At 70.6% G+C, this 24,052-nt stretch carries 29 protein-coding genes; 10 read left to right on the forward strand and 19 right to left on the reverse strand.

Annotation, left to right across the window (positions count from 1 at the left end):
• Positions 1 to 38: 38 nt before the first annotated feature.
• From IM787_RS04450 to IM787_RS21645, 3 genes are all read right to left on the reverse strand, one after another.
• A complete protein-coding gene (locus IM787_RS04450) occupies positions 39 to 263 on the reverse strand; it encodes a KGG domain-containing protein (protein ID WP_193675403.1) in 225 nt (74 codons plus the stop codon).
• Positions 264 to 397: 134 nt separating this feature from the next.
• Positions 398 to 2,554 (reverse strand): catalase, encoded by a 2,157-nt coding sequence (locus IM787_RS04455; protein WP_193675404.1) that lies wholly within the window; start codon positions 2,552 to 2,554, stop codon positions 398 to 400.
• Between the two features lie 73 nt (positions 2,555 to 2,627).
• Positions 2,628 to 2,750 carry a hypothetical protein gene (locus IM787_RS21645; protein WP_255528509.1) on the reverse strand — a complete coding sequence of 41 codons (123 nt, stop codon included), beginning with the start codon at positions 2,748 to 2,750 and terminating at the stop codon, positions 2,628 to 2,630.
• Between the two features lie 236 nt (positions 2,751 to 2,986).
• Between IM787_RS21645 and IM787_RS04460 the strand changes: the two genes are divergently transcribed.
• On the forward strand, positions 2,987 to 3,268 hold the full coding sequence (locus IM787_RS04460) for a hypothetical protein (RefSeq protein WP_193675531.1): 282 nt from the start codon (positions 2,987 to 2,989) through the stop codon (positions 3,266 to 3,268).
• Between the two features lie 6 nt (positions 3,269 to 3,274).
• Here the strand turns inward: IM787_RS04460 and rpe are convergent, their stop codons facing one another.
• Positions 3,275 to 3,961: a ribulose-phosphate 3-epimerase gene (gene rpe / locus IM787_RS04465; protein ID WP_193675405.1), complete on the reverse strand. Its 687-nt coding sequence runs from the start codon at positions 3,959 to 3,961 to the stop codon at positions 3,275 to 3,277.
• A 53-nt stretch (positions 3,962 to 4,014) separates the two neighbouring features.
• Between rpe and apaG the strand changes: the two genes are divergently transcribed.
• Genes apaG through IM787_RS04500 form a run of 7 tightly spaced genes read left to right on the forward strand, consistent with a single transcriptional unit; the run spans position 4,015 to position 9,335 of the window.
• Positions 4,015 to 4,395: a Co2+/Mg2+ efflux facilitator ApaG/CorD gene (gene apaG / locus IM787_RS04470; protein WP_193675406.1), complete on the forward strand. Its 381-nt coding sequence runs from the start codon at positions 4,015 to 4,017 to the stop codon at positions 4,393 to 4,395.
• Positions 4,396 to 4,407: 12 nt separating this feature from the next.
• Entirely contained in the window at positions 4,408 to 5,664 is a 1,257-nt protein-coding gene (locus tag IM787_RS04475; RefSeq protein ID WP_193675407.1) for a cation:proton antiporter, read from the forward strand.
• Positions 5,657 to 6,838, forward strand: a complete 1,182-nt coding sequence (locus IM787_RS04480; RefSeq protein WP_435531138.1) for a YbdK family carboxylate-amine ligase — start codon at positions 5,657 to 5,659, stop codon at positions 6,836 to 6,838. The genes IM787_RS04475 and IM787_RS04480 overlap by 8 nt, the downstream gene beginning before the upstream one ends.
• A gap of 10 nt (positions 6,839 to 6,848) precedes the next feature.
• Positions 6,849 to 7,817: a thiamine-phosphate kinase gene (thiL, locus tag IM787_RS04485; RefSeq protein ID WP_193675408.1), complete on the forward strand. Its 969-nt coding sequence runs from the start codon at positions 6,849 to 6,851 to the stop codon at positions 7,815 to 7,817.
• On the forward strand, positions 7,814 to 8,290 hold the full coding sequence (locus IM787_RS04490; RefSeq protein ID WP_193675409.1) for a thermonuclease family protein: 477 nt from the start codon (positions 7,814 to 7,816) through the stop codon (positions 8,288 to 8,290). Before thiL ends, IM787_RS04490 begins: the two co-directional genes overlap by 4 nt.
• Positions 8,291 to 8,316: 26 nt before the next feature.
• Positions 8,317 to 8,859: a phosphatidylglycerophosphatase A family protein gene (locus IM787_RS04495; protein ID WP_193675410.1), complete on the forward strand. Its 543-nt coding sequence runs from the start codon at positions 8,317 to 8,319 to the stop codon at positions 8,857 to 8,859.
• The gene (locus IM787_RS04500) at positions 8,856 to 9,335 is read left to right on the forward strand and encodes a CinA family protein (RefSeq protein WP_354004346.1); all 480 of its coding nucleotides are present in this window, start codon (positions 8,856 to 8,858) and stop codon (positions 9,333 to 9,335) included. The genes IM787_RS04495 and IM787_RS04500 overlap by 4 nt, the downstream gene beginning before the upstream one ends.
• A 4-nt stretch (positions 9,336 to 9,339) precedes the next feature.
• Here the strand turns inward: IM787_RS04500 and IM787_RS04505 are convergent, their stop codons facing one another.
• The 14 genes from IM787_RS04505 to IM787_RS04570 form a co-directional block, all read right to left on the reverse strand.
• Complete coding sequence (locus IM787_RS04505; RefSeq protein ID WP_193675411.1) at positions 9,340 to 9,642, reverse strand: hypothetical protein; 303 nt, start codon at positions 9,640 to 9,642, stop codon at positions 9,340 to 9,342.
• Between the two features lie 70 nt (positions 9,643 to 9,712).
• Entirely contained in the window at positions 9,713 to 9,922 is a 210-nt protein-coding gene (locus tag IM787_RS04510; protein ID WP_193675412.1) for a hypothetical protein, read from the reverse strand.
• Between the two features lie 101 nt (positions 9,923 to 10,023).
• Entirely contained in the window at positions 10,024 to 10,431 is a 408-nt protein-coding gene (locus IM787_RS04515; protein WP_193675413.1) for a PIN domain-containing protein, read from the reverse strand.
• Positions 10,415 to 11,623, reverse strand: a complete 1,209-nt coding sequence (locus tag IM787_RS04520) for a THUMP domain-containing class I SAM-dependent RNA methyltransferase (protein WP_193675414.1) — start codon at positions 11,621 to 11,623, stop codon at positions 10,415 to 10,417. Before IM787_RS04520 ends, IM787_RS04515 begins: the two co-directional genes overlap by 17 nt.
• A gap of 22 nt (positions 11,624 to 11,645) precedes the next feature.
• The gene (locus tag IM787_RS04525) at positions 11,646 to 12,443 is read right to left on the reverse strand and encodes an oxygenase MpaB family protein (protein ID WP_354004347.1); all 798 of its coding nucleotides are present in this window, start codon (positions 12,441 to 12,443) and stop codon (positions 11,646 to 11,648) included.
• A 4-nt stretch (positions 12,444 to 12,447) separates the two neighbouring features.
• Positions 12,448 to 14,004 carry an RNA polymerase factor sigma-54 gene (locus IM787_RS04530; protein ID WP_193675415.1) on the reverse strand — a complete coding sequence of 519 codons (1,557 nt, stop codon included), beginning with the start codon at positions 14,002 to 14,004 and terminating at the stop codon, positions 12,448 to 12,450.
• Between the two features lie 19 nt (positions 14,005 to 14,023).
• A complete protein-coding gene (gene lptB / locus IM787_RS04535; RefSeq protein ID WP_193675416.1) occupies positions 14,024 to 14,809 on the reverse strand; it encodes an LPS export ABC transporter ATP-binding protein in 786 nt (261 codons plus the stop codon).
• A complete protein-coding gene (lptA, locus tag IM787_RS04540) occupies positions 14,809 to 15,438 on the reverse strand; it encodes a lipopolysaccharide transport periplasmic protein LptA (protein WP_193675417.1) in 630 nt (209 codons plus the stop codon). The genes lptB and lptA overlap by 1 nt, the downstream gene beginning before the upstream one ends.
• Before the next feature lie 105 nt (positions 15,439 to 15,543).
• Positions 15,544 to 16,194 carry a thiol:disulfide interchange protein DsbA/DsbL gene (locus IM787_RS04545; RefSeq protein WP_193675418.1) on the reverse strand — a complete coding sequence of 217 codons (651 nt, stop codon included), beginning with the start codon at positions 16,192 to 16,194 and terminating at the stop codon, positions 15,544 to 15,546.
• A gap of 72 nt (positions 16,195 to 16,266) precedes the next feature.
• Entirely contained in the window at positions 16,267 to 16,896 is a 630-nt protein-coding gene (locus IM787_RS04550; RefSeq protein WP_193675419.1) for an SPOR domain-containing protein, read from the reverse strand.
• Between the two features lie 2 nt (positions 16,897 to 16,898).
• Entirely contained in the window at positions 16,899 to 18,572 is a 1,674-nt protein-coding gene (gene argS / locus IM787_RS04555; protein ID WP_193675420.1) for an arginine--tRNA ligase, read from the reverse strand.
• A 43-nt stretch (positions 18,573 to 18,615) separates the two neighbouring features.
• Entirely contained in the window at positions 18,616 to 19,074 is a 459-nt protein-coding gene (locus tag IM787_RS04560; RefSeq protein ID WP_193675421.1) for a DUF2214 family protein, read from the reverse strand.
• Complete coding sequence (locus tag IM787_RS04565) at positions 19,071 to 19,991, reverse strand: LysR family transcriptional regulator (protein ID WP_193675422.1); 921 nt, start codon at positions 19,989 to 19,991, stop codon at positions 19,071 to 19,073. Before IM787_RS04565 ends, IM787_RS04560 begins: the two co-directional genes overlap by 4 nt.
• Before the next feature lie 42 nt (positions 19,992 to 20,033).
• The gene (locus tag IM787_RS04570; RefSeq protein ID WP_193675423.1) at positions 20,034 to 21,227 is read right to left on the reverse strand and encodes a CaiB/BaiF CoA transferase family protein; all 1,194 of its coding nucleotides are present in this window, start codon (positions 21,225 to 21,227) and stop codon (positions 20,034 to 20,036) included.
• Positions 21,228 to 21,272: 45 nt separating this feature from the next.
• On the opposite strand from IM787_RS04570, the gene IM787_RS04575 reads away from it, so the two are divergent.
• Positions 21,273 to 21,944 carry a glutathione S-transferase family protein gene (locus IM787_RS04575; protein ID WP_193675424.1) on the forward strand — a complete coding sequence of 224 codons (672 nt, stop codon included), beginning with the start codon at positions 21,273 to 21,275 and terminating at the stop codon, positions 21,942 to 21,944.
• Positions 21,945 to 21,976: 32 nt separating this feature from the next.
• Here IM787_RS04575 and IM787_RS04580 read toward each other — a convergent pair whose 3' ends face one another.
• Positions 21,977 to 22,948, reverse strand: a complete 972-nt coding sequence (locus IM787_RS04580) for a Bug family tripartite tricarboxylate transporter substrate binding protein (protein WP_193675425.1) — start codon at positions 22,946 to 22,948, stop codon at positions 21,977 to 21,979.
• 105 nt (positions 22,949 to 23,053) lie between these two features.
• Between IM787_RS04580 and IM787_RS04585 the strand changes: the two genes are divergently transcribed.
• Positions 23,054 to 24,034 (forward strand): amidohydrolase family protein, encoded by a 981-nt coding sequence (locus IM787_RS04585; protein WP_193675426.1) that lies wholly within the window; start codon positions 23,054 to 23,056, stop codon positions 24,032 to 24,034.
• Positions 24,035 to 24,052: the final 18 nt, after the last annotated feature.

Consider the following 24,052-nt stretch of genomic DNA (forward strand, 5'->3'; position numbering starts at 1 on the left):
GGGCCGCGGCCCTGGCTTGCGGGAGGAGAGCGGCCGTCCTAGCCGCGCCGGCTGCTGCCGCCTTCGTAGTTGCCCGTGTCGCGTTCCGGCTGCGCCCGCATCCAGTCCGTCTGGAAAGGACGCGTGGGCCGCGCCGGTGCGCGCAGCGCGCTGCCACGGAAGCTCTCGGTGACGATCTCCCGCTGCCGTTCCGGGTCCATGGACGCGAAGCCGCGTCCCGTGCTGCCGGTGCGCGTGCGGAAGGTCTGGTCGCTGAAAGCCATCGTGGAACTCCTGGGGCATGGCATGGCCGGACGTCGGCCGTTCGATGCATTGGGCCGCGCGGGCAGCTGCCGCGCCGTCGGACCACCTGACATCGCGCCGTAGGACAAATCCCACGGCCGCCCGGGCGATCCGCTCAGGCTGGAACCTGCTCGATCTGCCCGCGCGACCAGTGCCGGTGCCTGCCGATCGCCGCGATGAAGTCCTGCGCCATCTGCAGCCGGGTCGTCGGTTCGTTGGTGCCGACGATCACGCCCGCGGCCGGCGGCGCGTCCGCTTGCGCCAATCCGACCAGCCGCAGCACCTCCACCGACTCGCCGATCAGGCACAGCGGCTTGCAGTGCTTGTACGCCTCCAGGATGAAGTGGACCGCGGCACCGTCCTTGAGCAGGGCCTGCGCGGCGGCCGCGCCGCCGGGCACCAGCACGGCATCGAACATCACTGAGGGCATGGCCAGGAAGGTGTGGTCCACCGGCACCTGCTGGCCGGAGGAGGAAGCCACCGTCCCCAGGTGCGCGGCCACCACCTTCGTCGTCGCGCCGGCATCCAGCAGCGCCTGCTGGATCACCTTGAACGCGCCCAGTTCGGCGCCGGGCACCATCACCACCGCCACCCGCCGTGTCTGGATGCCGGACCCGTTGGCTTCCATGCTCAGCGAAGGCGCGGATTCCAGCGCCGGCCTGCCGCGCGGTTCGCGGAAGCCGGCCTGCCCGGCGGCCGCCCGCGCATCCGGCGGGCCGATGCCCAGGGGCTCGGCGATCTTGCGGGCCAGCTTCGCATCGACGTGCGCGAGGTTGTCCACCATGCGCTGCCGCACGGCCGGCGTCTCCACCCGCGAGAGTTCGTACTGGAAGGCGGCGATGATGTGTTCCCTCTCCGCCGCGCTCTGGCTGTTCCAGAACAGCGTGGCCTGGCTGAAGTGGTCGTCGAAGCTCGGGCTGCGACGCCGCAGCTTCGGCGACTCGACGTCGTCCGGGTGGCTCTGGAATCCCTGCTCGCCGCCGTCGACGCGGAACTCGGAGCCGCTCGCCAGCGTGTTCGGCTCGTACGAGACGCGGCCTTTCGGGATGCCGATCCGGTGCGCGCCGCCCCGCTGGAAGTTGTGCATGGGGCACACGCCCCGGTTGATCGGCAGTTCGTGGTGGTTCGGACCGCCCAGCCGCGCGAGCTGCGCGTCGGTGTACGAGAACAGGCGTCCCTGCAGCAGGGGATCGTTGGTGAAATCGATGCCGGGCACCACGTGGCCCGGATGGAAGGCCACCTGCTCCGTCTCGGAGAAGTAGTTGTCCGGGTTGCGGTTCAGCACCAGCCGCCCCGCCCAGAGGATCGGCACGAGTTCCTCGGGCAGCAGCTTGGTCGCGTCCAGCAGGTCCAGCCCGAGTTTCCCGGCGCGGTCCTCGTCGACGATCTGCAGGCCGAGCTCCCACTCGGGGCAGTCGCCGCGCTCGATCGCGTCCCAGAGGTCGCGCCGCAGGAAGTCGGGGTCCTTGCCGGCGATCCGCTGCGCCTCGTCCCACGCGAGCGCATGTTTCCCGAGCTTGGGCCGCCAGTGGAACTTGACGAAGCAGGAGCCGCCGCGGGTGTTGATGAAGCGGAACGTGTGGACGCCGAAGCCTTCCATCATGCGGTAGCTGCGCGGCAGCCCGCGGTCCGACATCAGCCACATCAGCGCATGCGAGCTTTCCGGCATCAGGGACATGAAGTCCCAGAAGGTGTCGTGCGCGCTGGAGGCCTGCGGCATCTCGTGGTGCGGCTCCGGCTTCATCGCGTGGACGAGGTCGGGGAACTTCATCGCGTCCTGCACGAAGGCCACCGGCATGCTGTTGCCGACCAGGTCGTAGTTGCCTTCCCGCGTGTAGAACTTGACGGCGAAGCCGCGCACGTCGCGCACGGTGTCGGCCGAGCCGCGGGCGCCGAGCAGGTTGGAGAAGCGCACGAACACCGGGGTGCGGCTGCCGACCTCCTGCAGGAAATCGGCCTTGGTGTACTCCACCAGCGGCCGCGTCACCTCGAAATAGCCGTGTGCGGCGGCACCGCGCGCGTAGACCACGCGTTCGGGGATGCGCTCGCGATCGAAGTGCGTGAGCTTCTCGCGCAGGATGAAGTCCTGCAGCAGGCTTGGCCCGCGCAGTCCCGCCTTCAGCGAGTTGTGGTTGTCGGGCAGCACCACCCCCTGGTTGGTGGTGAGCAGGTTCTCCGGCCCCTGCGTGAAGGCTTCGAGCTGTTTCTGGCGGTTGGCGACCGCATCGGCCGCTTTCGACTTGCGCGAGCCCTCCGTACGGGAAGAGGCCATGTATTTCACTCCTGGGTGGCCGGACAGCAAACGGGCAGCGGCGCCGCGGGCGCCGCAAGGGGAAGGCGAAGGATCAGCTCGGATCGAGGTCGAGCACGGCCTCGAGCATGCGCGCGAGGGCGGTCACCGCCCCCATGCCCACGCCGCCGGCGGCGATCCAGGTCAGCCACGCGGGCACCACAGGTTCGATTCCCATCCGCTTCTCCCTTCCGCATCTTTCGCGGTCCCGCATTGCACCAAGCCTCAGCCGGAGGGACCGTAGCCCTTCAGCGGGCCAATTTGTGGGGCGCTGCCGTCACCGCCCGTAGGAGCGTTCCCACACGCCCTCGGGTGTCTTGCCGTCCTCCGCGCAACGCGGTCCGCGCTTGGCGGGACGCCGTCCTACCGCCGGGCCGCCCGCCCTGCCGCAGCATGGGGCACCAGGAGAACACCATGAGCCGGATCAAGGAAGAACGCGACACGGAGGTGGCCCGCCCCTCCGAAGGCAACACGGTCACCGCGCAGGGCGAGAACCAGGCCCCCAAGGCGCGCATGCCGCACGAGCGCGACGAATCGTCGGACAGCCAGGCGGCCGACGACTCCACGGCGAGGCGCATGGGACAGATCGCGCACGATGCGGTCGTCGACGGCGAACAGGACACGAGCAAGGCCCGCGAGACGGACGCCACCTACCACCGGCTGCGCGAGGACGCGGACAAGCCGCGCGGGCGCTGACCGGGGTCAGCCGCGCAGCTGCGCGCGCATGCCGTCGATGACGCCGCGATAGTCCGGCTTGCCGAAGATCGCGCTGCCGGCCACGAACGTGTCGGCACCCGCGGCGGCCACGCGCGCGATGTTGTCCGTCTTGATGCCGCCGTCGACTTCCAGCCGGATGTCGCGGCCGCTCGCGTCGATGCGCTTGCGGGCCTGCTCGATCTTGCGCAGCGCCGAATCGATGAAGCCCTGGCCGCCGAAGCCCGGGTTCACGCTCATGATCAGCACGAGGTCGATGTCGTCGATCACCCAGTCCAGCACGTCCAGCGACGCCGCCGGATTGAAGGTGAGGCCCGCCTTGCAGCCCGCCGCCTTGATCGCCTGCACGCTGCGGTGCACATGCGTCGATGCATCGGGATGGAAGCTGATGTAGTCGGCCCCCGCCTTCGCGAACGACTCGGCGAGCGCATCCACCGGCTGAACCATCAGGTGCACGTCGATCGGCACCGCGCTGCCGTCGGCCTTCTTCGCGTGCGGCTTCAGCGCCGAACAGATCATCGGGCCGAAGGTGAGGTTCGGCACGTAGTGGTTGTCCATCACGTCGAAGTGGATCCAGTCGGCGCCGGCGGCGATGACGTTGCGGACCTCTTCGCCCAGGCGGGCGAAGTCGGCGGAGAGGATCGACGGGGCGATGCGGAAGGTGCGCGTACTCATGTCACGTATTGTCGCCGACGGGCCCGGCGCCGCTGGGGTTAGCATTGCCCCCCATGCCCCGCTATGCCTTCGAGGTCGAAGTCCAGCCGCGCTACCTGCCGGAGCAGTCCGCTCCCGAGCAGCGCGTGTGGAGCTTCGCGTACACCATCACCATCCGCAACGCCGGCGACGTGCCGGCGCAGCTGATTTCCCGCCACTGGGTCATCACCAACGAGCTCGGCGAGACCGAGGAGGTGAAAGGCCTCGGCGTCGTCGGCCAGCAACCGCTGCTGAAGCCGGGCGAGTCCTTCGAGTACACCAGCGGCTGCCGGCTGCGCACCGCCAGCGGCAGCATGCAGGGCAGCTACTTCTGCGTGGCCGAGGACGGCGAGCGCTTCGACGTGGAGATCCCCGCGTTCACCCTCGATGACGGCAGCCGCCGCGTGCTGCATTGAAGGGCCGCGCGCATGGATGAAGTGATGGCCGTCTGGGCGGAATGGGTCAAGCCCTCCGCCGGCCTTCCCACCGTGCAATGGTCGCTGCTGCTCGCGCTCGCGGCGGCGGCCGGCCACCTGCTGCAACGGCACACCGGCCTGCCCAAGGTCGTGGGCTACTCGCTGGTCGGCACCATCGCGGGCCTGCTCGGCTTCTCCGGCGCGGCCTGGCCGCTGCAGGGGGTCGCGCTGTTCCTGCTGGAACTCGGCGTCGCCGTCGTCCTGTTCGAGTCCGGCGGCCGCATCGCGCTGCGCTGGTTCCGCCACAACCCCATGGTGCTGCTGCAAAGCCTGCTCGAGTCGGTGCTGACGGCGGTGGCGGTCTATTACGTGCTGCGCTTCATGGACGTGCGCGCGAGCGTGGCGGAGGGCGTGGCGCTGATCGCGATGGCGGCCTCGCCGGCAGTGCTCAGCCGCGTCATCATGGACACGCGCGCCGCCGGGCCCGTCACCGAACGCGCCATGGTCCTTTCGACCCTCAGCACCTTCTATGCGCTGACGCTGGTGAGCGCGCGGGCCGGCACTCTGCACCGCGAGGAGACCGGGCTCTACGCCGCGCTCTATCCGGTGGCCGTCATCCTGGGCGTGTCGTTCGTGGTCGGCGCGCTGGTCGCCCTGGCACTGCGTTCCGCGCTGCGGGTGATGAGCCCCACTTCGGAAAACACCTCCATCCTGCTGATCGCGCTGATCGCCGCCGGCACCGCGCTGGCCGCGCACTTCGGCGGCTCCGCCCCGCTCGCGGCGCTGATCGGCGGGCTGATGCTCAAGCAGCTGCACCCGCGGCCCTGGGCCTGGACCAAGCAGCTCGGCACCGCGGCATCGCTGCTGACGATGCTGATGTTCGTGCTCGTGTCGGTGGTGGCGGCCAAGGCGGACTGGAACCCCGCCGTCGTCGGGATGGTGCTGGCCGTGGTCGCCGCGCGCTTCCTCGCCAAGGTGCTCGGCGTCTCGGCGGCCAACTGGGGCAGCGGCACCAGCTGGAAGCAGGCTTTCTGGACCGGCTGCGCCATGACGCCGATGTCGTCCATCGCACTGCTGCTCGTGTCGCAGTTCGTCGCCTCGTCGCTGACCCTGGGCCCGCGCATCGCCAGCATCGCCCTGCCGGCGATCCTCCTGATGGAGATCGTCGGCGCGATCATCGCCACTTTCGCCATCTACCGCGCCGGCGAAAGCCTCAAGCCCTGGCAGCCGCAGGTCACCGGGCTGCCGGCGGGAGAAGCCCGTGGATAGGCTCGATCCCGTGATCTCGGTTCCGCCGGCCGACGCAGCGCCGCCGGCGCTCGAGCCCTTCCAGCAGTCCAAGGCGCTGTCGCTCGGCGTCGAACTCGAGCTGCAGCTGGTGAACACGCACGACTACGACCTGGCGCCGTACTCGGACGAGATGCTGCGGCTCATGTCGAAGATCCCGCTGCCGGGTTCGGTGGTGCCCGAGATGACCTCGAGCATGATCGAGATCTCCACCGGCATCTGCCATTCCAGCGCCGAGGTGCTGGGCCAGCTCTCGCAGATCCGCGACGCGCTGGTGCGCTGCGCCGACAAGCTGAACATCGCCTGCGTGGGCGGCGGCACGCACCCGTTCCAGATGTGGCACGACCAGCGCATCTACGACAAGCCGCGCTTTCGCCAGCTGTCCGAGCTGTACGGCTACCTGTCCAAGCAGTTCACCATCTTCGGACAGCACGTGCACATCGGCTGCCCTTCGCCCGACGACGCGCTGCTGATGCTGCACCGGATGTCGCGCTACATCCCGCACTTCATCGCGCTGTCGGCGAGTTCGCCGTACGTGCAGGGGCATGACACGCAGTTCGATTCCGCCCGCCTGAACTCGGTGTTCGCCTTCCCCATGTCGGGCCGGGCGCCGTTCACCCTCAGCTGGGACAAGTTCGGCGAGTTCTTCGCCAAGACCACGCGCACCGGCGTGGTCAAGAGCATGAAGGACTTCTACTGGGACATCCGGCCCAAGCCGGAGTTCGGCACCATCGAGATCCGCGTCTTCGACACGCCGCTCACCATCGAGCGCGCCGCCGCCCTCGCCGGCTTCGTGCAGTCCCTGGGCGCCTGGTTCCTCGAGGAACAGCCTTTCGTGCCCCAGGAGGACGACTACATGGTCTACACCTACAACCGCTTCCAGGCCTGCCGCTTCGGGCTGGAGGCGGTGTACGTGGAGCCGGCGACCGGCGAACACCTGCCGCTGCGCGAACACATCGTGCGCACCTGCAACCAGATCGAACCGCACGCGCGGCGGCTCGGTGCCGCGGCGGCCATCGACATGCTGCGGCAGTGCGCCGACCACGGGTCGAACGACGCCCGCTGGCTGCGCGAGACGCATGCGCACGAACGGCTGCTGGCCGAGATGGTGCGGCAGGCCGCCGAGCGTTTCCGCGGGCGGCCCGCCCGCGCGTGAGCTGCCGCGCATGGGCGAATTCGACCTCATCGCGCGCTACTTCACGCGGCCGGTGCGCCGCAACCCGCTGGGCGTCGGCGACGACTGCGCGCTGCTGCAGCCCGCGCCCGGCATGCAGCTGGCCGTGTCCACCGACCTGCTGGTCGAGGGCCGGCACTTCCTGTCCACCGTGGACCCGGAGCGCCTGGGCCACAAGGCGCTGGCGGTGAACCTGAGCGACCTGGCCGCCTGCGGCGCGCAACCGCTCGCGTTCACGCTGTCGCTCTCGTTGCCGCAGGTCGACGAGCGCTGGCTGGCGGGATTCGCCCGAGGCCTGTTCGCGCTGGCCGACACGCATGCCTGCGAGCTGGTCGGCGGCGACACGACGCGCGGCCCGCTGTGCATCAACATCACGGTGTTTGGCGAAGTGCCGGCCGGACAGGCGCTGTTGCGCTCCGGAGCGCGCGCCGGCGACGATCTCTGGGTGAGCGGGACGCTGGGCGACGCACGGCTGGCGCTCGAGGCGTTCCGCGGCACGGTGTCGCTGCCGCAGGACGTTTTCGAAGCGGCCCGCCGGCGCCTGGAACAGCCCCAGCCCCGCGTGGCGCTGGGGCTCGCGCTGCGGGGCCTGGCGACCGCCGCGATCGACCTGAGCGACGGGCTCGCGGGCGACCTCGGCCACGTCCTGCGCGCGTCGCGCGTCGGGGCGGCCATCGAGGGCACCGCCGCCGCGGGCTTGTTCGCGGCCGGACGCGGCGGGTTCCGGCTGCCCGAGGCACAGGTCCAGGACCTGGTGTTCGCCGGCGGCGACGACTACGAACTCGCCTTCACCGCGCCGGCCGGCCGGCGCGCTGGCGTGGAAGCGGCCGCCATGCGCGCAGGCGCGCCCGTCACCCGCATCGGCCGGGTCCGGGCGGAACCCGGCCTCGTCGTGGTGGACGCGCAAGGCGTCGCGCGACCGGTGGATCCCGCCGGCTTCGACCACTTCGGCGGCCCATGAGGGGCTGGATCCTCGCGGCCTGCATCGTGGCGGCGCCGGCGCTGCAGGCGGCCACCTTCCACGGCCTGGTGACGCACGTCACCGATGGCGACACCATCTGGGTCCGACCGAACGGCGGCGGCGCGCCGGTGGAGCTCCGGCTGGTGGACATCGACGCCCCCGAGGGCTGCCAGCCGCACGGCGCCGAAGCGAAGCGCGCGCTGCGCGAACGGCTGCTGCGCGAACCGGTGCGCGTGCAGACGCAGGGGACCGACACCTTCGACCGCCAGCTGGCCCGGGTGCAGCACCGCCGGCAGGACATCGGTGCCTGGATGGTGCGCAATGGCCACGCATGGTCGTCCAGCTTCCAGGGCAAGGCCGGGCCGCATGCGCGGCTCGAGCGCCTGGCGCGCCAGGAGCGCAAGGGCTTGTGGTCCGTGCCGGGCGCGCTGGAGCCCCGCAGCTTCCGCAAGCGCTTCGGCCGCTGCCAGTAGTCGCGATCCGGCTACCATCGCGGCTCATGCGTGACGGCCTCCTCCTCCCCGACGCGGACCGCGTGCTGCCTCCCCGGCGCCCGACGGTCGCGTTCATGCTGTCGCATCCCGCCCATCTCGTGGCGCTCGGCTTCGGCAGCGGGCTGGCGCGCGTCGCGCCCGGCACCTGGGGCACGCTCTGGGCCTGGGCGGCATTCGCCGCGATGCAGCAATGGCTGCCGCCCGCGCGCATCGCGGAGGTCGTCCTGCTCTCGCTGCCCATCGGCTGGTGGGCCGTCACGGTCACTTCGCGCAACCTCCGCGTCGCGGACCCGGCCGCGATCGTCTGGGACGAGATCGTGTGTTTCTGGATCGTGCTGTGGCTGCTCACGCCGGCCGGCTTCCTCGGCCAGCTGTGCGCCTTCGGCCTGTTCCGCTTCTTCGACGCGGTCAAGCCCGGGCCCATGGGCTGGGCCGACCGCACCTTCAAGGGCGAGGGCTGGAAGGGCGGCTTCGGCATCCTGGCCGACGACCTGCTCGCGGCGTTCTGCACGCTCCTCGTGCTGGCCCTGTGGAAGCGGTGGTGGTGAGCACCCGCGCGCTCTGCGAGGACCTCGCCCGCGCGCTGCTGGCGCGGGGCTGGATGCTCGCCACCGCCGAAAGCTGCACCGGCGGGATGATCGCGGCGGCCTGCACCGACCTCGCGGGTTCCAGCCAATGGTTCGAGCGGGGTTTCGTCACCTACTCGAACGCGGCGAAGTCGGAGCTGCTCGGGGTGGATGCGGCGCTGATCGAACAGCACGGCGCCGTCAGCGAGGTGGTCGCGCGGGCAATGGCTTTCGGCGCGGTCCGGCAGTCGCGCGCGCAGGTCAGCGTCGCCGTCACCGGGGTGGCGGGCCCGTCGGGAGGCAGTGCGCAAAAGCCCGTCGGCACGGTCTGGTTCGGGTTCTCGGTCGACGGCCAGCTCACCAGCGAAACCAGGCGCTTCGAAGGCGATCGCGCTGCGGTACGGCAGGCCACGGTGGACCACGCCCTGCGGCGACTGCTGGAACTGCTGCCCGCCTGAGACGTCAGTCGTGGGCGCGCGACCGGTGCCCGGCGCGCGCCCGGCGATTGGCCAGGCGCGGCAGCAGGAAAGTCCGGCGCAGCCCCTCGGCCGCGCAAGCGGCGGTCGATTTCATGTCGTGCCCCAGTGCGGCCAGCTCCGCGTCGATCTCCTCGATGCGGTCGTCCCAGCGGCCGGTCTGCATCTGGTCGAGCGACAGCACCATGCGCAAGGCGAGCAGGTTGCGCACCAGGCGGGCGTTGCGGTCTCGGAGGGTGTCGTGGTCGGTCACTGGGTCGGTCTCGTCGGGCTGGAGACAGCTTCCCATGTGGCCCGAGCGCAGGGTGTCGGAGTGCAGCGGTTGTGACATTGACCTGCGCCTACCCGCCGCGTAGTACTCAAGCCCGTGGCTGTGCCGTCCGGCCGCTGCCGCGGCACTGGAGGCAGGACAGGTACAACAGGCCAGGCGCGGGATCGAGCGACGGCTCGTACCGGAACCAGCCGCCGGAGCCCACGCATTCCTCGCACGTGGCCTGCGGCTGCACGGTGGCGGGACGCGCGTGGTCCCCGGTCTCGGTCGCGGGAGCGCTCAGGGTGAAGTCGGACATGGTGCCTTCTGCGAAGTGTTGGCGCAGAAGGTACTGCGGCGGCGCGCGGCCGCTGTCGGCACCGGCGGGGGACCGGCGTAGGAGGCGGACGATACCTGCGGTTACGGCTCGAGGCGCCGTGTTGCAAGCACGTGGAGCTGCGCCAGGCGCTTCTTCATCCGCAGCACTTCGTCGTCCTTGCTCAGCAGCGTGCAGCGGTGCGCCACCGCGAGGTCGATGAACTTCTGGTCGTCGGGGTCGCCGCAGGTCACCGGCGCCTTGGCGGGGGTGTCGACGAGGGCCGCGTGCCGGTCGAAGTCCGCCAGCACGGCCGCGCTGCCGCCCCGGTGGAACATCACGCGCGGTGCCAGCTTCGGGTAGTCGAGGACCCGCGCCAGCTCCTCGCGCATGGCCGCGGTGGCGAGCCAGCCCAGCGTGCCGGCCCGCAAGCCTTCGGACAGCGGCCGGGCCTGCGGGTCCGAGAAGACCAGCAGGTCCAGCACGATGTTGGTGTCAAGAACCAGCTGCATCGCGCGTCCGCGCCGAACCGGCGACCATGTCGAACCGGAACAGGCGGCATTCGATCGGGCCGTTCCACATCGGGATTCGGCGGGATTCCTTCAGGCGCATGCGCCCCGGAAGCTTGGCGTCGGGCGACAGCACCCAGGCCGTCCAGCCGGCATAGTTGCGCTTCCAGTGCGACGCGAGCTGCGCGAAGAAATCGCCGGCCTGCTCCATCTGCGCCTGCTCGCGGCCGCCGCGGCCCGGCCGCGCGATGCCGCCGGCCTCGATGCGTTCACCGTAGGGCGGGTTGAGCAGCATGACCCCGCCGCCCTCCACCGGCGGCATGCGCTGCAGGGCATCGCCGCCGCGCAGCTGCAGCGCGTGCGCCACGCCCGCGCGTTCGGCATTGCGCTGCGCGAAGTCGACCATCCGGAAGGCCACGTCGCTGCCGAACACCGGGGCGGTCGGCGCGCGCCGCCCCGCGTTCGCTTCGGCCTTGAAGGCCGCCCAGTCGGCCGCCACGTGCGGGCGCAGCCGCTCGAAGCCGAAGCGCCGCAGCAGCCCCGGCGGGATGTTGCACGCCACCTGCGCCGCCTCGATAGCGATCGTGCCGCTGCCGCAGCACGGGTCGTACAGGGGCACGGTGGCATCCCAGCCGCTGGCGGCGATCATGGCGGCGGCCAGCGTCTCCTTCAACGGCGCCTCGCCCTTGTCCTCGCGCCAGCCGCGCTTGAACAGGGGCTCGCCAGAGGTGTCCACGTACAGCGTGGCTGCGTCCGCGCCCAGGTGGACGAACACCCGCACCGCCGGCCGCTGCGTGTCCACGTCGGGACGCACGCCGCCGCGCTCGCGAAACCGGTCGGCCACCGCATCCTTGATGCGCAAGGCGGCGAAGTTCAGGCTCTTGAGGGGACTCTGGTGCGCCGTCAGTTCGATCTTGAAGCTCTCGCGCGGCGTGAACCAGTCTTCCCAGGGCACCGCATGGGCCGCGGCGTAAAGGTCGTCCTCGCCGCGGTAGGGCCCGTGCGCCACCTGCACCAGCACCCGCTGCGCCAGCCGGCTGTGCAGGTTCAGGCGCAGCACCGCGTCCCAGCCGGCGCGCAGGCGCACGCCGCCGCGCAGGGTCTCGGGTGCCGTGCCGGTGACGCGCTGCACCTCGTCGGCGAGCCAGGATTCGACGCCGGCGGCGCACGGAAGGAACAGCGGGAGCGGGGACATAGGGCGAAGCATAAGGGGAGGCTCAGATCGGCCGGCGTCCGGCCGCGAGCCGGCGGCGCATGTCGCGCAGCACGAGGGCGGCAGGCAGGTGCCGCAACCACCGCGGCAGGCTCCAGTAGAAGCGCGGCCCAAACCGCAGGAAGCGCTCCCAGCGGCGCTGGTCGCGTGCGGTCCAGGGCAGGCCGAAGGCCGAGCGCAGCGCCGGCGGCAGCAGGGCGCGGGTGAAGAAGCGCTGCAGCGGCATCAGGCCCCGCAGCCACCAGGGAACGGCGCCGCCATCCAGCAGCGCATCGACGAACCGCTGCACGGTGGGTTCGACCTGCAGCCGCGCCAGCGTGCGCTCCCAATAGACCTCGAACGCGGCCCGGTCCGCCGGCCACAGCGACGCCGGCATCTGCAGCGTCGTGCCATAGATCGCCGCGTGCCGGTACATGGCTTCGGCTTCCTCGGCCGGCAGGGGGCCATGGAAGATCTCCGCCAGCGTGGCTCCGCCGCGGTAGAGCGTGGCGGCGACCCACAGCTGCAGTTCGGGGTCGAAGGCGTCGTAGCGATCGGAGCGCACCGGGCCGTGCGCCCGGTTGACGCCCTGCGCGACGGCGCGCCGCTCGGCCTCGGTGCCGAGCGTCAGCGCATAGATGTACGTCATGGTGGCGCGCAGGCGGTCGAGCGGGCGCGTGAGCGTCGCGCTGTGTTCCGCGACGCCGAGTCCCACGGCGGGGTGCGCCAGCTGCATCAGCACGGCTGCGCCGGCGCCGAGGAAGATGAAGGATTCGCGGGGAATGTCGCCGAGGGGCCCCGGCGCGGGCGCGAGGCGACCCACGCGCTCAGAGGGCCTTGCGCAGGTTGGCCGGCGCGATGCGCAGCGCCTCGCGGTACTTGGCCACGGTGCGGCGCGCGCATTCGATGCCCTGCTCCTTGAGCATCTCGGAGATCTGGCTGTCCGACAGCGGCTTCTTCGTGTCCTCGGCGGCGACGAACTGCTTGATCAGCGCGCGGACCGCGGTGCTGGAGGCGTTGCCGCCGGTTTCGGTGCCCAGCGCGGAGCCGAAGAAGTACTTCAGCTCGAAGGTGCCGAAGGGCGTCGACATGTACTTCGCCGTCGTCACCCGGGAGATGGTGGATTCGTGCAGGCCGAGTTCGTCGGCGATCTCGCGCAGCACCAGCGGCCGCATCGCCAGTTCACCGTGGATGAAGAAGTTGCGCTGCCGCTCCACGATGGCGCCCGAGACGCGCAGGATGGTGTCGAAGCGCTGCTGGATGTTCTTGATGAACCAGCGGGCCTCCTGCAGCCGCTGCTGCAGCGCCTGGTGCCCTTCGCCGCGGTGCGCCTTGAGGGCACCCGCATAGACGTCGTGCACGCGCAGCCGCGGCATCACGTCGGGATTGAGCTGCACGCGGAAGTTGGCGCGGGGGCCGCGCCCGACCTGCGTGACGATCACGTCGGGGATCACGATGTTGCGCTCGACGTCGACGAAGCGCCGGCCCGGCTTCGGCTCCAGCCGCGTGATCATGGCGATGGCGTTCTTCACCTGCTGCTCGCCGTCGCCGCACAGCTGCACCAGCCGCTTCACGTCGCGCTTGGCCAGCAGGTCGATCGGCTGCTGGCACACCCGGATGGCGATGGGGCAGACCTCGTCGCCGGGGTCGTCCTGCTGCATCGACCGCAGCTGCAGCATCAGGCATTCGGTGAGGTTGCGCGCGCCGACGCCCGGCGGGTCCAGGCTTTGCAGCAGGCGCAGGGCCACGGTGAAACGGTGGACCAGTTCTTCCTGCTGCTCGAGGTCGTCCGGCGCCAGGCCGGCGGCGAGCGATTCCAGCGTGTCTTCCAGGTAGCCGTCGTCGTTGAGCGACTCGACCAGGTAGCGCAGCGCGGCGCGGTCCTCCTCGGACAGCCGCAGGGCGAGCGCCTGGCGGTGCAGCCACGATTGCAGCGATTCGTTGCCGCGCGCGAGGTCCGTCGCGTCGACCTCGTCGTCCTCGCCGAGCGTATTGCGGCGGGCCGCCGGCGCCTCGCCGCCCCATTCGCCGTCGTCGGGGACGGTCTCGGTCGTGCCGTCGCCTTCCCAGCTGGTTTCGCCTTCCTCCGAGTACTCCGCCGCGGGCTCGGCTTCGGCTGCGGCCGCCGCGGACGAATCGGGCACCGACACGGGCGCCTCGTACGATCCCTCGCCCTCCTCTCCGAGCCGCGGCTCCGGGGGGGCCGTGCCGATCTCCTCGTGCACGTCGTCCACCTGCATCTCGAGGAAGGGGTTGTCGTCCAGCATCTGCTGGATCTCCTGCCCCAGTTCCAGCGTCGAGAGCTGGAGGAGCCGGATGGACTGCTGCAGCTGGGGCGTGAGCGCCAGGTGCTGCGAGACGCGGAGCGAAAGTCCCTGCTTCATACTGACAGCAGCCTGTTCATTACATTCGGAAGTGCTCGCCGAGATAGACCCGGCGCACGTCGGCGTTGTTGACGATCTCCGCGGGCGTGCCCTGCGCCAGCACGTGCCCCTCGCTGATGATGTACGCGTGGTCGCAGATGCCCAGCGTCTCGCGCACGTTGTGGTCCGTGATCAGCACGCCGATGCCGCGCGACTTGAGGAAGCCGATGATCCGCTGGATCTCGATCACGGCGATCGGGTCGATGCCGGCGAAGGGCTCGTCCAGCAGGATGAAGCGCGGCTGCGTCGCCAGGGCACGGGCGATCTCGACGCGCCGGCGCTCGCCGCCCGACAGCGCCAGCGCCGGCGAGTCGCGCAGGTGGTCCACCCGCAGGTCCTGCAGCAGCGAGGTGAGGCGCTGCTCGATCTCCTGCGCCGACAGCGGCCGGCCGTCCGGATGGCGCTGCAGTTCGAGCACGGCCCGCACGTTCTCCTGCACGTTGAGCTTGCGGAAGATCGATGCTTCCTGCGGCAGGTAGGACAGGCCCAGCCGCGAGCGCCGGTGGATCGGCATGTGCTCCACGGGCTGGCCGTCGATGGCGATCTCGCCGCCGTCGGCACGGACCAGGCCGACGATCATGTAGAAGGAGGTGGTCTTGCCGGCGCCGTTGGGGCCGAGCAGCCCGACCACTTCACCCTTGGCCACGGCCAGCGAGACGTCCTGCACGACCTGGCGCCCACCATAGGACTTGCGCAGGTGCCGGGCCTCGAGGCGGCTTTGCACCGCGGTGTCCGCGGGAGCGGCCAGCGCCTCGGCGTCGCCCATCAGCGGACCTCCTGGCGGATCGTGGTGGAGGGCCGCAGCCGGGCGGGCGGCGCCGACGCCGCAGCCGCCGGCGGCGTGGCCGTCGCCGCCGAGTTGCGGGGCGCCAGCGTGGCGCGGACCCGGCCGCCGGGGTTGGCCGGTGTGGCCGCGGAGCCCCCGCCGTCGACCGCGAACTGGTCGTTGGTGTTGTCGTAGGTGATGACCGAGCCGCTGGTCTCGTCGGCGATCGTCGTCCCGCGCAGGCGGCGCATCTCCGCACGGCCGATGAACTTCACCTTGTCGGCGCGGCCGTCGTATTCAATCGTCTCGCCTTCGCCCTCGATGTACTCGTCGACGCCGTCGCGCTTCTGGCGGAAGAAGGCCAGCTTGCCCGGCTCGGCCGTGACGGTGCCGGACTGGTAGCCCTCCGGGTCCTGCTTGACCGTCATCTTCGCCCCGCGGATGACGATCGTCCCCTTGGTCACGACCACCCGGCCGGTGAAGACGCTGGTCTGCTGCACGTCGTCGTAGCGCAGAGCGTCCGCCTCCACGTTCATGGGCTTGGCGCGGTCGGCTTTCTCGGCGATCGCCGGGGCGGCGGCGAGGACGACGGCCGCGGCGACGGCCAGGGAGGCGAAGTTGTTTTTCATAAAGGCACGAATCTTGCTCGGATTGTAGCGGGCCGCAACGAAAAAGCCCGCGCGGGCGGGCTTTCGGAGGGGCATTGCACGGCGGGCGTGCGGCGGGCGCGCGACTTATTTCGCCTTGCGCGCCTCGGCGATCAGGTGGTCGGCGACCACCAGCGCGCGGTCCATGTTGCCCGTCATCGTGCCGTCGGTGTACCAGCGGCCCGCGATGCCGAGCGCCGGCACGCCGTCCACCTCGTACTGGTTCTGCAGCTGCTTGGCGCGCTGCGCCTTCGAGGCCACGCCGAAGGAGTTGTACAGCTCCTGGAACTTGGCCTTGTCCAGCCCGTTCTTCTCGGCGAAGGCGAGGATGCCATCTTCGCGGTTCGTCGGCTGCTTGTCGTTGTGGATCGCGTGGAACACCTTGGGGTGGATGTCGTCGACGCGGCCCATGGCCTCGAGCACGTAGTACAGGCGCTGCTGCGGCAGGAAATCGTCGCGGAAGGCCACGGGCACGCGGCGCAGCACGACGTCCGGCGGCAGCTTCTTGCTCCAGGCGACCAGCTTGGGCTCGAAAGCGTTGCAGTGCGGGCAGCTGTACCAGAAGAACTCCACCACCTCGATCTTGCCGCCCGCGGCATCCACCGGCGCCGCCTTGGCCAGCGCCCGGAAGTCCTTGCCTTCCTGCAGCCGCTGCTGGGCGAAGGCCCCCACCGGCAAGCCCAGGGCCGCGGTCCCCAGCACACCCGCCGCGGCGGTCGAAAATTCGCGTCGATCCATCTGACTGTTTCTCCTTGAAGAGGCTCAGAGCGGCCGCGGCGGCGGATGGTTCCTCCGCCGGGCGGTGCCGCGCTACCGCTGGACGCGCACCAGGGCGGTTTCGAAACCGCCGGCGTCGAGCTTGTCCTTGTGGCGGTCGGCTTCGTCCTTGTTGGTGAAGGGACCCACGCGCACGCGGTAGACCTGCCGGCCGGCCTGTTCGCGCTCGGTCACCCGGGCCTCGATGCCCATCAGGGACAGCTTGGCCCGCTGCGCCTCGGCGTCGTCCGCCGTGCGGAAGGCACCGGCCTGCACGAAATAGAGGAAGGGGTCGCCGCCGGCGCTGCCACGGGCCGCGGCCAGGTCGCCCAGCGGGTCGGCCGGTGCGGGCCGCCCGGTCACGGCGGGGGCTTCCGGCGGCTTTTCGGCGCCGGCGGCCGGCGGCGCCTTGGCGGTGGCGTTCGGGTTGGGCGGCGGCGCGACGCCCGGGGCGGGCGGCAGCGGCTTGGCCGGGTTCTTGCCGTACAGGGGCGCGTTCGGGTCCCAGTTCTGGTTCTTGCGGGATTCGGCGGCGTCCTGCTCCGCCGAGCGGCTCGGGCCCTTCTGCAGGAAGGGGACCGGCACCTTGGTCACGTAGACGGCAACCGCCAGGGCGGCGGCCAGCCCCAGCACGATGCCGATGATGATGCCGACGATGACGTTGCCGTGTTGCTTGTGTTTCATGCTCACATCTTCTGCGGGGCGCCCACGCCCAGCACAGCCAGCCCATTGTGCAATACCTGCGCGCAGGCGGCCACCAGCGCCAGGCGCGCGGCCTTCAGCTTCTCGTCGTCCACCAGGATGCGCTCGCTGTCGTAGTAGCTGTGGTACGCCGCGGCCAGCTCGCGCAGGTAGAACGTGACGTCGTGCGGGGCGAAGTCGTTCGCGGCCGCCGACAGCACCTCGGGGTAGCGCGCCAGCTGCAGCATCAGGTTCTGCGCCGCGGCGCTCTCGAGCACCGAGAGGTCGGCGCCGACCAGCGACGCGCGGTCGCCGCCCCAGGCCGCCAGCACGGAGCAGATGCGGGCGTGCGCATACTGCACGTAGTACACCGGGTTGTCGTTGTTCTGCGCCACCGCCAGGTCGACGTCGAACGTGTATTCCGTGTCGGGCTTGCGCGACAGCAGGAAGAAGCGCACCGCGTCCTTGCTGGTCCACTCGATCAGGTCGCGCAGCGTCACGTAGCTGCCGGCGCGCTTGGAGATCTTCACCTCCTGGCCGCCGCGCACCACGCGCACCATGGTGTGCAGGACGTAGTCCGGATAGCCCTCGGGGATGCCGACGCCGGCGGCCTGCAAGCCGGCGCGCACCCGCGCGATCGTGCCGTGGTGGTCCGTCCCCTGGATGTTCACGACCTTGGTGAAGCCGCGTTCCCACTTGCTGATGTGGTACGCGACGTCCGGCACGAAGTAGGTGTAGCCGCCGTCCGTCTTGCGCATCACGCGGTCCTTGTCGTCGCCGTAGTCGGTGGACTTCAGCCACAGCGCGCCGTCCTGCTCGTAGGTCTTGCCCGCGTCCTTCAGGCGCTGCACGGTCGCCTCGACCTTGCCGCTGGTGTACAGGCTGGACTCGAGGTAGTAGTTGTCGAACCGCACGGCGAAAGCGCGCAGGTCCAGGTCCTGCTCGTGCCGCAGGTAGGCGACGGCGAACTGGCGGATGCCGTCGAGGTCCTCGACGTCGCCGCTGGCGGTGAAGGCACGGTCGTCGGCCGCCACCGTCTTCTTCGCCACGAAGTCGTCGGCGATGTCCTGGATGTAGTCGCCGTTGTACGCCGCCTCGGGCCAGCCCGCGTCGCCCGGCTTCACGCCCTTGGCCCGCAGCTGGGTGGAGCGCGCGAGCGTCTCGATCTGCACGCCGGCGTCGTTGTAGTAGAACTCGCGCCAGACGTTCCAGCCCTGCGTGGCGTACAGGTTGCACAAGGCGTCGCCCAGCGCGGCCTGGCGGCCGTGGCCGACGTGCAGCGGCCCGGTGGGGTTGGCGGAGACGAACTCGACGAGGATGCGGCGGCCATGCGCCGGTTGCTGCCCGAAGCCCTCGCCGGCGGCGAGCACCTCGCGCACGACCTCCTGCTTGGCGGCGGGCTTCAGGCGGATGTTCAGGAAGCCGGGTCCCGCGATCTCGATGGCGTCGACCCAGCGCTGGAAGGCCGCGGAGGCGAGGAGGCTCTCGCGCAGGCCTTCGGCCACCTGGCGCGGATTGCGCTTGAGGGGCTTGGCCAGCTGCATGGCGGCCGTGCAGGCGAGGTCGCCGTGCGCGGCGACCTTGGGCAGCTCGAAAGCGGCCTTGTCGCCGGCACCGGGCGACAGCTGTTCCAGCCCGGCTGCGAGCGCAGCGAGCAGTTCTTGTTTCGCTTGGAGCATCCCCCGATTTTACGAGGGGGACCGTGCCGGCCCTTCGCGGGCCTCAGCCGCGCCCGCCGAAGCCCCGCGCCAGGAAGGCGGCCGCCAGCGGGATGAAGGGGATGATGTGCGCCTGCACCATCACCAGCTTGCGCACCGCCCGCACCTCCTCGGCCGGCGGCAGCGTGCCGTTGGCGCGCAGCGCGCGCTTCCAGCGCGCGAAGCGGATCGTCGGCTTGATCGACAGGAGCGCGACCAGCACGAACAGCGCGAACTTCGTGTGCAGCAGCCAGTTGCTCCAGTACCAGTCCTCGCCCTTCACGCCCAGGTAGATGCGCAGCACGCCCGTGGCCAGCACCGCCAGCGCGGCGATGCCATAGATGCGGTCGACCATCGCCAGCCGCTCGACGATCTCGGGCCGCATCCATTCCGGCCGGCACAGCGCGGCCTCGCTCGTGAGGAAGACCACCAGCGTGAGGATGGCCAGGATGTGGGCGTACTGCAGCAGGGATTCGAGGATCATGCGTGTTGGCCGGCCATCCAGAAGTGCGGCTGGGCGTAGTGGTGTTTCAGGAAGTCGATCCACAGGCGCACCCGCAGCGGCAGGTGCTTGCGCTGCGGGAACACGGCGTAGATCCCGTTCGGGGGCGCGGCGAAACCGGAGAGCACTTCGACCAGCCGGCCGTCGCCGATCTCCTGCTCCACCTCCCAGGTGCTGCGCCAGGCGATGCCCCAGCCCTGCAGGCACCAGTCGTGCAGCACCTGGCCGTCGGAGCAATCCAGCGGCCCGGCCGGCTTGAAGTGCGCAATCTCCCCGTCGTCCAGCTGGAAGGCCCAGCCGCGCGTCTGCGAAGCATCGCTGGACAGCGTGAGGCAGTCGAACTTCACCAGCTCGTGCGGATGCTGCGGCGTGCCGTGCCGCTGCAGGTACTGCGGCGTGGCCACGCAGAGGCGGCGGTTGTCGGCGAGCCGCACGCTGACCAGCGACGAATCGGGGAAGTCGCCGACGCGCACGGCGCAGTCGAACCCCTCGCCCGCAAGGTCCACCACGCGGTCGCTCAGGTTCAGCGAGATGGTGACGTCGGTGTGCTGCTCGCGAAAGCGCGGCACCAGCGGCGCGACGTGGCGCCGCCCGAAGCCGGCCGGCGCGGTGATGCGCAGGTGGCCGCTGGCCTTGACGCCGCCGGCGCTCACGCTGGCTTCGGCGTTGGCCAGGTCGGACAGCAGCCGCTGGCAATCCTCGAGGAAGGCACTGCCCTCGTGCGTCAGCGTGATGCGGCGGGTGGTGCGCACCAGCAGCTTCACGCCCAGCCGCTCTTCCAGGGCGTCGAGCCGCCGGCCCATGATGGCCGGCGCCACGCCCTCGGCGCGCGCGGCGGCCGTGAGGCTGCCCTTGGTGGCGACCGAGACGAAGGATTCCAGCTGCTTGAGCTTGTCCATGCCGCGCGCATTATGCGCGCGCAGGTCATGAATCCGTGAGGGTCACGAAGGCATTGCGCCGCGGTCGACCGCCGCGATGCGTGCGATCGCGGCGGCGTCGTAGCCCAGGCCGCGCAGCACGTCCTGCGTGTGTTCGCCGATCTTCGGCGGGTGCAGGCGCACGCCGGGGCGCTCGCCGTCCAGCGTCACCGGCAGCAGCGGCACGCGGGTGGAACGCCCGTCGGGCAACTCCAGCGGTGCCAGCCCGCCGGTGGCGGCGAGGTGCGGGTCGTCGAGCAGGTCCTGCGGACGCGTGATGGGTGCGAACGGCAGGCCATGGCGTTCGAAGGTGGCGCTGAGTTCGGCGGCGGAATGCGAGGCGAGCCGCTGGCGCAGTTCGCCGAGCAGCCAGGCGCGCACGCGCACACGGTCGTTGTTGGTGGCCAGGCGCGGGTCGGCCGCGAGATCGTCGAAGCCGAACGCGCCGCAGAACGCCTTCCACTGGCTGTCGGTCACCACCGCCAGGAAGACCTGCTCGCCGTCGCGGACGGTGAACACGTCGTACACCGCCCAGGCGGAGATGCGCGCCGGCATCGGGTCCGCCGGCTGGCCGGTCACCGCGAACTGCATCATGTGCTGCGCCACCAGGAACACGTTGTTCTCGAACAGCGCGGACTGAACCTCCTGGCCGCGGCCGGTGCGCTCACGCTGCGCCAGCGCCGCCATCGCGCCGATGGCGCCGAACATGCCGCCCATGATGTCGTTGACGCTGCTGCCCGCGCGCAGCGGGTCGCCGGGGCGCCCCGTCATGTAGGCGAGGCCGCCCATCATCTGCACCACCTCGTCGAGCGCGGTGCGGTGGTCGTACGGCCCGGGGAGGAAACCCTTGAGGCTCACGTACACGACGCGCGGGTTCAGGCGCGACACCGAGGCGTAGTCCAGCCCCAGCTTGGCCATGGTGCCCGGCTTGAAGTTCTCGCAGACCACGTCGGCCTGCGCCACCAGCCTGAGCGCCGCCTCCCTTCCCTCGTCCGACTGCAGGTCGAGCGCGACGCTCTTCTTGTTGCGGTTGAACAGCGGATAGAAGCCCGCGCCGGAGCCGAGCAGCCGGCGCGTGTTGTCGCCGGCGGGCGGCTCCACCTTGATGACCTCGGCGCCGAGGTCGGCGAAGACCAGGCCGCAGGTGGGGCCCATGACCATGTGGGTGAACTCGACCACGCGCAGGCCGGCGTAGGGAAGCGGACGTTGCTCGGACATGCGGGCATTCTGCAGGAGCGCGCGGTTGCTGCTATGTTGCGCGCCATGACACGCCCCGTCCTCTATTCCGGTCCGCTCAGCATGTTCGGCGCCAAGGTGCAGATCGCCGCCCTCGAGAAGGGCCTCGACTTCAACGTCGTGATGGTGCCGTTCGACTTCCAGCGGCTCTACACGCCGAAGCACCCGGAGGTGCTGCGCGTGAACCCGAAGCAGCAGGTGCCGGTGCTGGTCGACGGCGACCTGGCGCTGTTCGACTCGACGCAGATCTTCGAGTACCTCGAAGACCTGCAGCCGCAGCCGCCGCTGTGGCCGGCGGAGGTGCGGGGCCGGGCCCGCGCGCGCCAGCTGGAGCACCAGTCGGACGAGGTGTACTTCCCGCACGTCATCAAGCTGATGGGGCTGCAGTCGCAGCTGCAGGAGCCGCCGGCGCAGGCGGCGATCGCCGCGGCGCAGGACTTCTGCCGCCGCATGGACGCGCTGCTGCGCGACCGCGAATGGCTGGCCGGCAGTTACGGCTACGCAGACATCGCCTTCTACATGGCGGCCCTGTTCGGCGAGCGGCAGGGCGCGCCGCTCACGCCGGACATGCCCAACCTGCTGGCCTGGCGCGACCGCATGACGGCGCGGCCGGCGGTCGCGCAAGTCGCGGGGGCGATGGCGCGCTACCTCGCGTCGGTGCCGCGGCCGGTGCCCGGGTTCCTGCGCCGCGCGATGTGACGCAGCCGGCCGCGCGCCCCCCCCGCCTGCGGTCACTCCGCCTTGAAGCCCGAGGCCTTGATCGGCGCTTCCCAGCGCTTCAGGTGCGTGGCCTGCGTTTCGCCCAGCTGGGCCGCGGAGCCGTGGTTCGGCACGAGGCCGAAGCCGTAGATCCGTTCCTGGATCGCCGGGTCGCGCAGCGCGTCGGCGACGGCACGGTCGATGCGCCCGACGGTTTCGGCCGGCATGCCGGGCGGGCCGTACAGGCCGAAGAACGCGTCGGCCTCGATGTTGATGCCCGCCTCCTTCAGCGTGGGGACGTCCGGGAGCGCGCGCGTGCGCTGGCTGCCGGTGACCGCCAGGATCCGCACCTTGCCGGCCTTGTGGTGCTCCAGCGTCTCGGAAGCCGTGTCGACCATCAGCGGCACCTGCCCGCCGATCAGGTCTTGCGCCGCGGGCGCGCCGCCGCGGTAGGCCACGTGCGTGAGCGGCACGCCCGCCACCTGGCTGAGCAGCAGGCCGGCGAAGTGCGGCACGGTGCCCGCACCGGAAGTGGCGTAGTTGGCACGCGCCGGGTTCGCCTTCATCCACGCCAGCACCGACCTGATGTCGCCGGCCGGCGCCGCGGGCCCCGCCGTCACGGCGAAGTCGAAGGTCACGATGCGCGCGACCGGCGTGAAATCCTTGATGGGGTCGTAGCCGAGGTTCGGGTAGAGCCAGGGCGCGATCACGGTGGCGCCGCTGGGCGACAGCACCAGGTTCTGCCCATCCGGCGTCATGCGCTTGAGCTCGCCCAGGATGAGCCGGCCGGCGGCGCCCGGCTTGTTCTCCACGATCACGTTCTGGCCCAGCGACGCCTTCATCTTCTCGGCCAGCAGGCGCGCAATGGTGTCGGCCGAGCCGCCCGGCGGGAACCCGACCCAGATGCGCATCGTGCGCTCCTGCGCCAGTGCCGACGGGGCGGCGAAGGCGGCGAGCGTGGCCAGCGCGGCGGCGGCGAGGGCGGCGAATCGACGGCGAAGCATGGGTGTCTCCTGCGGCTGCGTTTGAAGCCGCCGACGTTAGCAAGCTACCATTCCCGTCGCCATCCGGGCGCACCCGGAGAAGACCCGCAGGAGACAAGGAAAGCCATGACCGTGATCGACGTCCACACCCACATGTTCACCACGAAGTGGCTCGAGCTGCTGAAGGCGAAGGGGGGCAGCTACAACATCCAGACGCGCCCGGACGGCCAGCAGGAGATCTTCCGCGGCGACACGCCGGTGGTGATCCCGCAGAAGGGCCACTTCGACTGGGAACTGCGCATCCGGCACATGGACCAGGCGAAGATCGATGTCTCGGTGGTGTCCCTCACCTGCCCCAACGTGTACTGGGGCGGCGAGGAGGTCAGCGTGCAGGCCGCGCGCGAGGCCAACGACAACGTTGCCGACGCGCAGTCGCGCTACCCCGACCGCATCCGCTGGTTCGCCTCGCTGCCCTGGGAGTATCCGCAGCGTGCGGTCGAAGAACTGGAACGCAGCTGCGCGAGGGGCGCCGTGGGCGTGATGGTGCTGGCCAACGTGTCCGGCAAGAGCCTGACCGACCCGATGTTCGAGCCGGTGTGGGCGGAGATCGACCGGCGCGCGCTGCCGGTGCTCGTGCATCCCACCGACCCGCCGGGCGTCGACCTGATGGACATGACGAAGTTCGACCTGAGCTGGTCGGTCGGCTTCATGTTCGACACCACGCTGGCGATCACGCGGATGATCTTCGAGGGCTTCTTCGACCGCTACCCGAACATGAAGGTGATCGCCTCGCACGGCGGCGGCACCCTTCCGTACCTGGTGGGCCGGTTCGAAAAGGGCGACGAGGTCGAGCTGCCCTCGCGCCGCAAGATGCAGCGCAAGCCGACCGACTACCTGCGCCATATCTATTACGACAGCATCACCTACAACCTGGGCGCCCTGCAGTACCTGGTCTCGGTGGTGGGCGCCGAGCACGTCATGTTCGGGACCGACTGGCCGCACTGGGTGCACGACACGAAGGGATCGATGGCGAACACCGGCGCACTGCCGGAAGCGCAGATGCACGCCGTCCGCTCTCGCAATGCGGAACGTGTTTTCGGGTTCTGAGCCCGATTACCTGCGTGG

The sequence above is a fragment of the Ramlibacter pallidus genome (assembly GCF_015070875.1).
In the GTDB taxonomy this organism is placed as follows: Bacteria; Pseudomonadota; Gammaproteobacteria; order Burkholderiales; family Burkholderiaceae_C; genus Ramlibacter; species Ramlibacter pallidus.

Bases quoted from the DNA above. Each gene is read 5' to 3' on its own strand.
- rpe (WP_193675405.1), bottom strand. From the start codon at position 3,961: ATGAGTACGCGCACCTTCCGCATCGCCCCGTCGATCCTCTCCGCCGAC.
- IM787_RS04510 (WP_193675412.1), bottom strand. From the start codon at position 9,922: ATGTCCGACTTCACCCTGAGCGCTCCCGCGACCGAGACCGGGGACCAC.
- IM787_RS04450 (WP_193675403.1), bottom strand. From the start codon at position 263: ATGGCTTTCAGCGACCAGACCTTCCGCACGCGCACCGGCAGCACGGGA.
- IM787_RS21645 (WP_255528509.1), bottom strand. From the start codon at position 2,750: ATGGGAATCGAACCTGTGGTGCCCGCGTGGCTGACCTGGATCGCCGCC.
- apaG (WP_193675406.1), top strand. From the start codon at position 4,015: ATGCCCCGCTATGCCTTCGAGGTCGAAGTCCAGCCGCGCTACCTGCCG.
- IM787_RS04455 (WP_193675404.1), bottom strand. From the start codon at position 2,554: ATGGCCTCTTCCCGTACGGAGGGCTCGCGCAAGTCGAAAGCGGCCGAT.
- IM787_RS04475 (WP_193675407.1), top strand. From the start codon at position 4,408: ATGGATGAAGTGATGGCCGTCTGGGCGGAATGGGTCAAGCCCTCCGCC.
- IM787_RS04505 (WP_193675411.1), bottom strand. From the start codon at position 9,642: ATGGGAAGCTGTCTCCAGCCCGACGAGACCGACCCAGTGACCGACCAC.
- IM787_RS04570 (WP_193675423.1), bottom strand. From the start codon at position 21,227: ATGTCCGAGCAACGTCCGCTTCCCTACGCCGGCCTGCGCGTGGTCGAG.
- IM787_RS04545 (WP_193675418.1), bottom strand. From the start codon at position 16,194: ATGGATCGACGCGAATTTTCGACCGCCGCGGCGGGTGTGCTGGGGACC.
- thiL (WP_193675408.1), top strand. From the start codon at position 6,849: ATGGGCGAATTCGACCTCATCGCGCGCTACTTCACGCGGCCGGTGCGC.
- lptB (WP_193675416.1), bottom strand. From the start codon at position 14,809: ATGGGCGACGCCGAGGCGCTGGCCGCTCCCGCGGACACCGCGGTGCAA.
- IM787_RS04530 (WP_193675415.1), bottom strand. From the start codon at position 14,004: ATGAAGCAGGGACTTTCGCTCCGCGTCTCGCAGCACCTGGCGCTCACG.
- IM787_RS04575 (WP_193675424.1), top strand. From the start codon at position 21,273: ATGACACGCCCCGTCCTCTATTCCGGTCCGCTCAGCATGTTCGGCGCC.
- lptA (WP_193675417.1), bottom strand. From the start codon at position 15,438: ATGAAAAACAACTTCGCCTCCCTGGCCGTCGCCGCGGCCGTCGTCCTC.
- IM787_RS04565 (WP_193675422.1), bottom strand. From the start codon at position 19,991: ATGGACAAGCTCAAGCAGCTGGAATCCTTCGTCTCGGTCGCCACCAAG.
- IM787_RS04520 (WP_193675414.1), bottom strand. From the start codon at position 11,623: ATGTCCCCGCTCCCGCTGTTCCTTCCGTGCGCCGCCGGCGTCGAATCC.
- IM787_RS04460 (WP_193675531.1), top strand. From the start codon at position 2,987: ATGAGCCGGATCAAGGAAGAACGCGACACGGAGGTGGCCCGCCCCTCC.
- IM787_RS04490 (WP_193675409.1), top strand. From the start codon at position 7,814: ATGAGGGGCTGGATCCTCGCGGCCTGCATCGTGGCGGCGCCGGCGCTG.
- argS (WP_193675420.1), bottom strand. From the start codon at position 18,572: ATGCTCCAAGCGAAACAAGAACTGCTCGCTGCGCTCGCAGCCGGGCTG.
- IM787_RS04580 (WP_193675425.1), bottom strand. From the start codon at position 22,948: ATGCTTCGCCGTCGATTCGCCGCCCTCGCCGCCGCCGCGCTGGCCACG.
- IM787_RS04585 (WP_193675426.1), top strand. From the start codon at position 23,054: ATGACCGTGATCGACGTCCACACCCACATGTTCACCACGAAGTGGCTC.
- IM787_RS04515 (WP_193675413.1), bottom strand. From the start codon at position 10,431: ATGCAGCTGGTTCTTGACACCAACATCGTGCTGGACCTGCTGGTCTTC.
- IM787_RS04560 (WP_193675421.1), bottom strand. From the start codon at position 19,074: ATGATCCTCGAATCCCTGCTGCAGTACGCCCACATCCTGGCCATCCTC.
- IM787_RS04495 (WP_193675410.1), top strand. From the start codon at position 8,317: ATGCGTGACGGCCTCCTCCTCCCCGACGCGGACCGCGTGCTGCCTCCC.
- IM787_RS04550 (WP_193675419.1), bottom strand. From the start codon at position 16,896: ATGAAACACAAGCAACACGGCAACGTCATCGTCGGCATCATCATCGGC.